The following is a 7,186-nucleotide window of genomic DNA, read 5'->3' on the forward strand; positions in this document are numbered from 1 at the left end:
CCACCTCCATTTTTATCTTACTCTATTTGTAAAACCGCATCTTTTGCATAACGCTTCTATTGCTTGTCTTCTAGAAAATCCTTCATATATATCCTTAGCTCTCTTTGAATTTAAAATTTCTTCTAGTGTATCTTCAAAAATATTACCCAAAGCTATACTTCCTTCTCCGTCTAGACAACAAGGCACAACAGTTCCATCCACCAATATTCCAATGTGATCTCTAAGTCCATAACAAAAAGCTCTTTCACCTAATTCTTCAATTTTAAGCGATGGCCAGTTAAACTTTTCGCCCATACTAAGATATAAATTTTTTCTTAACTTAAAGCTATTTTTCTCCTTCAAGCTGCTTCTTAAGTCTTCCTCTAGCTTAAATTCATTTTCAAGCAGTTTGAAAATATCTATATTCATATTATTACTTGCTACATATTTTGTATCTAAGTTCCATAACCTGAGAGAACAAATCACATCAGTTTTTTCTGTAGCTTCTTTTACGAAATCAAGTATATTCTCTATATATTTATTAAAATTCATGTTATCTTCATTAGCTTCAAAACTATGTAAGGAAATATTGACCTGTCTGAGTGCTGGAGAATTTAACAATACATCCTTTACATCCTTTATTAATGTGCCATTAGTAGTTATATTGACCTTTAGCTCATTTTCTTTACTTATATTCAAAAATTGTTCTAGCTTTTTATTTAAAAATGGCTCCCCCATCAAATGAAAATAAACATAATCTGTATAAGGCTTTATGCTTTTTATAATATACTCAAAATTATTTTCATCCATAAACTTTAATTCTCTAGATGTTTTTGGGCAAAAATTGCAGCTTAAATTGCATACATTAGTTATTTCTATATAAATTTTCTTAAACTTACTCATTAAATATATACTCCGTCTTATTAGAATTATTTAGAATTATCTCTTTTATTTTTTCCTCATTAAAGGTAAGATATCTATTTTTCTTCGATGCAAATGAAATATAAAATTTTATTGGCTTCAAAAGTTGTACTGTTTTTATTGTTTTTATATTATTGACTGCCATATCAATCATTATTCCAATTCCAAGTCCAGAAGCAATAAGAGATTTTGCTGTCTGTATTTCTTCTGTATAATAAAAATTCTTCATAGACATATTGTTTTCCATGCAGAGTTTTTCAAGTACTTCATTATGTATATATGAATTTCCTAGAACTATGAATTGCTCATTTAAAAGCTCTTTAAAATCTATTTTTGTTTTTTTAGCAAGTACATGACTTTGACTCATACAAACTTTAAATTCATCTACTTTTAGAATCTTAGCTTCTAAATTTTCTTCCTTCAATGGAGACAATGAACCTATAAGAGACATATCAACTTCATTAGTTAATAATAATTCTTTCATAGTTACAGAGCCCTTCTCAACAAGTTCAATATTTCTTGCATACCCCTGTTTAACCAATTTCTCCATAATTGTCGGAAAAAAATATGCGCCTATCATGGGTGGTACTCCTAATTTTATATTCCCACCACTTACCTTAGATATTTCTAATTTTATCTCTTTAATTTCCTCAATAATATTTTGAGTATGTCTTTTTAATATCATTCCAGCTTCTGTTAATTCAATCTGCTTTTCAGAATGATTTCTTATAACAAGCTTTGTATTTAATTCTTTTTCAATCCTCTTTAGTGCCATCGTTATTGAAGGTTGGGAAACATAAAGCTTTTCTGCTGTTTTTGTAAAACTCTTAAGCTTGCATAAATAATAAAAATACTCCATATCTTTAAGATTCATAATTAAACGACTCCTTTGGAATAAGAATACACTATATTTTTAAAGGAAGCAAATACTTATAAAACATATGTAAATAATCATTATACTCAGTAATTTTTGTTTCATATATTATATTAATTTTAGTGATAAATTAAAAGTGGCAAGTTAATAGGATTTTCTCCCTTAAACTTGTCACTTGTTTCTAGTCTACTTTTCTCTTAAATTATATATTTCTTTTTACAGATCTTTAATCTAGTTTTCACTACAATCCATATATTTTGGTTCCCATATATCTCTTTCAACCGCTTCCATGGCCTTTTCTTCCGTAACAGCTGCTCTATTTACACCATCTTTTATTGCCTGCTTTACAACCGCTGTTGCTACAAGTTTTGATGCTTCTCTAAGTCTTGCTACTGGTGGAAGCATAGCTGCTCCAGGCTTAGATAGATCCTGAAGTGATGCAATTCCATGCGCAGCAGCTGATAACATGCTATCTGTAACTGTCTTTGCCTTTGCAACAATTATTCCAAAACCTAATCCTGGGTAAAGCAATGCATTATTCGCTTGACCTATCTTATATGTCACTCCTTTATATTCAACTGGGTCAGATGGACTTCCTGTAACAACTAGAGCTCTACCATCACTCCATTTTATTATATCTTCTGCTTTTGCTTCACAAAGCTTTGTTGGATTTGATATCGGCATAATTGCAGGTCTATCATTTACCTTAGCCATATTCTTAACCACTACTTCTGTGAACGCTCCCGGAACTCCAGAAGTTCCTATAAGAACTGTAGGCTTTACTTCTTCTACGATTTGTGCTAAATCTGTTAGTGGAGCTTTAAATTCGTCTTTTCCACGAGCATATTTCTTTTGACCTTCAGTCAACCCTTCCATATCCTCTGTGACAAGCCCATATCTATCTACAATATAAACGTGTTTTTTAGCTTCTTCTTCACTAAGTCCACTTCTTACTTTTTCTAATAAAATCTGATCTGATACCCCAATACCAGCAGTACCACCACCAAATACTAAAACCCTATGTTCCTTTACTGGAATGTTTGTAACTTTAGCTACTGCATTTAATGCAGACACCATCATTACTCCTGTTCCTTGGATGTCATCATTAAATGTACATATTTTATCTCTATATTTCTCAAGAATTCTACTTGCATTCCCTCGTCCAAAGTCCTCCCAATGAAGAAGTACTTCTGGGAATAATTCCATAGAAACTTTAACAAACTCTTCTATAAAATCATCATATTTTTCCCCAACAATTCTTTTATGCTTATTTCCTAAGTATAATGGATCATTTAAAAGTGTTTCATTATTAGTTCCTGCATCTATTACAACTGGAAGCACATTCCTTGGATTAATTCCCGCTGCAACGGTATAAACAGCAAGTTTTCCAATAGAAATGTCGACGCCTTGTACTCCCCAGTCTCCTATTCCAAGTACTCCTTCTCCATCAGTTACAACTATAAGCTTTATTTCATCAAGATCCCCTAATGAAGCTTCTATTGCTTTTCTTATATCTCCAATATTATCTACTGAAAGGAATACTGCATCTTTTGGAGTATCATATTTTCTTGAGTAATTTATAACTGCATCTCCTATTGTCGGCGTATAGATTACAGGAAGTAATTCTGTAACATGTTTACCTAAAACATAATAAAATAATGTACGATTTGTATCATATAAATTCATCAAAAAAAGATGCTTTTCAAGATTATCTTCAAATGATTTAGTTCTTTCATAAATTACTTTTTCTTGTTCCTCAATAGTTCTTACTGCATTAGGCAACAGACCTACAAGATCATATTTTTTTCTCTCTTCTTCAGTAAATGCTGTTCCTTTATTTAAAAATGGATTTCTTAATAATTCCTGCCCCTTTAAGTTTCTCATTTAGAACACTCCTTTTTTATTTAACTAGTCACATCATAAATTCAACTATATTATTATGTATCTATGATTTTATTATAAATCTATCTTCTTTCAATAAGAAATATCGTTTACTTATGAGGTTATAAATATTATTTATAGTTAATTTATCCCAGAACAATTCAAACAATAATTATAACAATAAGTTTTTGCAAAATATAAAGAGATATACGAAACTGCAATTACAATTTCTTATATCTCTCTTAGTAAATATAAAAAGCAAGTGTATTTGTGATACACTTGCTTTTCCTTAGCCACTGATTTTTACGTTGTCCGCCAACTGGGTACGACCCTATGTCGTACATTGCTTCTGGGATTTTTACGTTGCCCATCACCAACTGCATACCTCTTGAGATATGCTCTTCTGCCGGATTGAAGTGTCAGTACACTAAGATAAATTCAAATCTTTATCTTGATTTAATTATATATTATTTCAATGAATACTTCAATATATTTTTTGAATTTTCTGACTTATTCTCATATTTTCTTTTCCCAAATTTAATTTATTAATACTTCAGATCCAAATATAGCTATTAAATTTTCAATATAGTACCCTCATTATATAATTATTGGTGTTCAGTTTCAATTTGAGTTATCCTTTTCTGCACCTTTTTTACTTAAGCAGTAATCATCAAGCCATCTATAATCCATATTATTTCCTCCTAATCTCTATACCCATTTCAATTCTTACTTTCTTCTTTCTGAACAATCAATAGTATCTTATTTTTTAATTTTATCATATTTTACTATAATTTGTAATTAATCATCTCGATATTGCAATCGATTTATTTAAATAATTTTGTTTATGCTATAATGAAGTTAAAGAACATCTAAATTTATTTTGAAAGGATTCACTTATTATGCTTAATCATACAGCTAATAAAATATTACTTAATGACTTTTTACTAAATGTAGATATGCTTGAATGCATCCGCAGAGGCAGTGCTGAAATTTTATTTGCTTCAAACGGAAGTGTTTTATTAATTGACATCCCATCTCAAATATATATGCTTTCTAGCCAAAGTCATAAAATAGCAGAACATCTAATTTCTAAAATTCCTGCTAATGCTGAAATCATTGTTTCGCATGATAAATTTTCTTATGAGTTATTGGCTGAAAAATTTAACTTTAATAACACCATGATTTGTTATAACACTGTTTATACAAATCATACACCATTAGAATCAAAAAATTCTACTGTGAATATTAAAATCCTTACTCTAGGATATAAAGACATTATAATGAAGTATTATTCTAAGGCAGAAATTATTGAAGAAGGTTATATTGAGGATAGATTAAAATCAAAAGTTATGTTTGGTGCCTTCATTAATGATGATCTGTGTGGTTTCATTGGAAGTCACACAGAAGGTTCTATAGGAATGTTAGAAGTTATTCCTAATTATCGAGGAAAAGGAATTGGATCTGCCTTGCAGATAGCAGCCACTAATAGTGCTTTAGCAAATAGAAGATATCCTTACGGACAAGTTATTGAAGATAATCTGGCTTCAGCTGCTTTACAAAAAAAGCTTGGTTTTGAATTGTCAAAAAATAAAGTCTATTGGCTTATGAAATAATTAGTTTATAATCACTTTAGTTCCCCTGGGGACATTATCATAAATCCATTTGGCATTTTCTTTAGATAACCTGATGCATCCATCTGATAATTTCATACCAAGTCTTCCATCTCTTATAGATCCATCCAGATTGTATATTATTGAATGAAATAAATAATTTCCTTTAAATTGCGTGTAATACCAGCATTTATACCCTTTACTTACTCCAAAATAAATACCTTTTATTCCAACGGTAAATGTTCCCTTTGGCGTTGGAGTTGAATTTTTTCCTATTGTACATATATAGCTGTGAATTAGATTCCATTTATTTGTACTGCCCTTATAAATATTTACTTTAAAACTTCTAAGATTGACCCAAATCAAATATTCGGTTGTACTTGAAATATTATTTTTATTTACATAATTGGAAGCACTGGCATTTTGTTTAGCATCATCTGCTCTACTATTTTTCTTATCATCTCTTTTACTTTTAAATATCTTAGATAAAATTTTCATACTCTTATTTCCAAATTATTATTATAAAGTAATATATGCGTATTTTATAAATTTATTTTAAATTTTCAACTCTCCATCCAATTTCCTTATTAGCTAATCTATATCCCTCTTCAATCATTTCTTCTTCACTCATTGAATTTCCAAGTAGGCTGTCAATAGTTAATTGGTTTCTATTACTGAAATATTTGTTTAGGAGGCTTTCTTCTATATTTTCCTGAGATGCAAGTGTATAATCATCTAAAATATGCTTAACATTAAATCCATCTTTTCTTAAGAAACGCCCAACTAATATACTTCTATGGCACCCTATCGGATCCTGCATAGCACCAAGAACTGCTATATTATACCCTTTTTTGCATCCTATCTTTAATCTTTCAATACCATTTAAAAATTCCTGCTCTTTAGCTACCTTTTCAAAATCTGAATACCCTTCTTTATTATAAGATATTTTATTTTCCCTATTTGCCGCAAATTCTTTTGCCATGTATATGTATATAAATCCTTCTCTTTTTAAAGTTTCAGCTATGGTTTCTTTATTATACTGAACATTATATTTTGAATAAGGAATTCCTCTAATATCTACAACACAGTTGATATTGTAATATTTTAGCATGTCAATAAGTTTTTCTACTGGATAATTTGAATGACCAATCGTATATATCTCCATTTTGCTCTCGCCCCTTTCAAATGATTAGATTAACTTACTATTTTTCTTCAATAAAATCTAACGAATTAATAGTATTTTCTTATATTAATGTAATTATTTTAATTAAAATGAAAAAAATTCAACTTATATATAAATTGAATTCACGAAAAGTACTATTTTTATCCTAATTGAATGCAAAGGTACTGGTAAAAAATTACTTTAACACATATACTTATGGTATAATATATATGTGTATAAGCTGCATTGATGGGAGCGGTGGTTGTACGTTCTCCAACCTTGGGTTGTTGATTACTGTCTGTTTCAATCCCTAGGAAGGTGGTATTGGATATGATTATTGGAATGTTGGCGTTTCTGCTATTTCTCGTGCTAGTAATGCTAATAAATAGATCTTTAAAGTGTAGTTCTAAAGAATGTGACTTTGAAATCTCACTTAATCTCAAAGGTTTTAAATTAGTTTTTAAAACCACTAAAGAAGGCGCCCCATCTTCAAATAAGCGTCTTCCTTAGTTACAAAATTTCTTTTTATAGAAATCGAAACCAATAGCCCAAAAAACAAAAACGTACTAGAAGGTCTAATGATACCCATTAGACTTTCTATATTATTATATCATACATTTTTTTATTTGCTACACCTTATATTGTATATAACTACTTTTAATAATATGAAAATTTAAATGATTTTTTACAAAAAATTTTTGTTAATATATATGTTGCAATAATAAAATTACATTTAAACCATCTGTAAGCTAAATAAAT

Annotated in this window: 6 protein-coding genes; 1 reads left to right on the top strand and 5 read right to left on the bottom strand. The window is 29.5% G+C overall.

What is annotated here, in order from left to right; all coding sequences use genetic code 11:
• Positions 1 to 12: 12 nt before the first annotated feature.
• The 3 genes from CLOBL_RS08115 to CLOBL_RS08125 all read right to left on the bottom strand — a co-directional run bounded on the left by CLOBL_RS08115 (position 13) and on the right by CLOBL_RS08125 (position 3,658).
• A complete protein-coding gene (locus CLOBL_RS08115) occupies positions 13 to 882 on the bottom strand; it encodes a radical SAM protein (protein WP_077858558.1) in 870 nt (289 codons plus the stop codon).
• Entirely contained in the window at positions 875 to 1,774 is a 900-nt protein-coding gene (locus CLOBL_RS08120) for a LysR family transcriptional regulator (RefSeq protein ID WP_077858559.1), read from the bottom strand. The genes CLOBL_RS08115 and CLOBL_RS08120 overlap by 8 nt, the downstream gene beginning before the upstream one ends.
• Before the next feature lie 231 nt (positions 1,775 to 2,005).
• A complete protein-coding gene (locus CLOBL_RS08125) occupies positions 2,006 to 3,658 on the bottom strand; it encodes an NAD-dependent malic enzyme (protein WP_077858560.1) in 1,653 nt (550 codons plus the stop codon).
• Between the two features lie 896 nt (positions 3,659 to 4,554).
• Here CLOBL_RS08125 and CLOBL_RS08130 point away from each other — a divergent pair.
• Positions 4,555 to 5,268: a GNAT family N-acetyltransferase gene (locus CLOBL_RS08130; RefSeq protein ID WP_077858561.1), complete on the top strand. Its 714-nt coding sequence runs from the start codon at positions 4,555 to 4,557 to the stop codon at positions 5,266 to 5,268.
• Here CLOBL_RS08130 and CLOBL_RS08135 read toward each other — a convergent pair whose 3' ends face one another.
• Complete coding sequence (locus tag CLOBL_RS08135) at positions 5,269 to 5,763, bottom strand: L,D-transpeptidase (RefSeq protein WP_077858562.1); 495 nt, start codon at positions 5,761 to 5,763, stop codon at positions 5,269 to 5,271. It lies immediately after the preceding gene.
• Positions 5,764 to 5,815: 52 nt separating this feature from the next.
• Entirely contained in the window at positions 5,816 to 6,430 is a 615-nt protein-coding gene (locus tag CLOBL_RS08140; RefSeq protein ID WP_077858563.1) for a DUF488 domain-containing protein, read from the bottom strand.
• Positions 6,431 to 7,186: the final 756 nt, after the last annotated feature.

It is taken from the genome of Clostridium sp. BL-8 (assembly GCF_002006495.1).
In the GTDB taxonomy this organism is placed as follows: domain Bacteria; phylum Bacillota; class Clostridia; order Clostridiales; family Clostridiaceae; genus Clostridium.

Bases quoted from the DNA above. Each gene is read 5' to 3' on its own strand.
- CLOBL_RS08135 (WP_077858562.1), bottom strand. From the start codon at position 5,763: ATGAAAATTTTATCTAAGATATTTAAAAGTAAAAGAGATGATAAGAAA.
- CLOBL_RS08140 (WP_077858563.1), bottom strand. From the start codon at position 6,430: ATGGAGATATATACGATTGGTCATTCAAATTATCCAGTAGAAAAACTT.
- CLOBL_RS08130 (WP_077858561.1), top strand. From the start codon at position 4,555: ATGCTTAATCATACAGCTAATAAAATATTACTTAATGACTTTTTACTA.
- CLOBL_RS08125 (WP_077858560.1), bottom strand. From the start codon at position 3,658: ATGAGAAACTTAAAGGGGCAGGAATTATTAAGAAATCCATTTTTAAAT.
- CLOBL_RS08120 (WP_077858559.1), bottom strand. From the start codon at position 1,774: ATGAATCTTAAAGATATGGAGTATTTTTATTATTTATGCAAGCTTAAG.
- CLOBL_RS08115 (WP_077858558.1), bottom strand. From the start codon at position 882: ATGAGTAAGTTTAAGAAAATTTATATAGAAATAACTAATGTATGCAAT.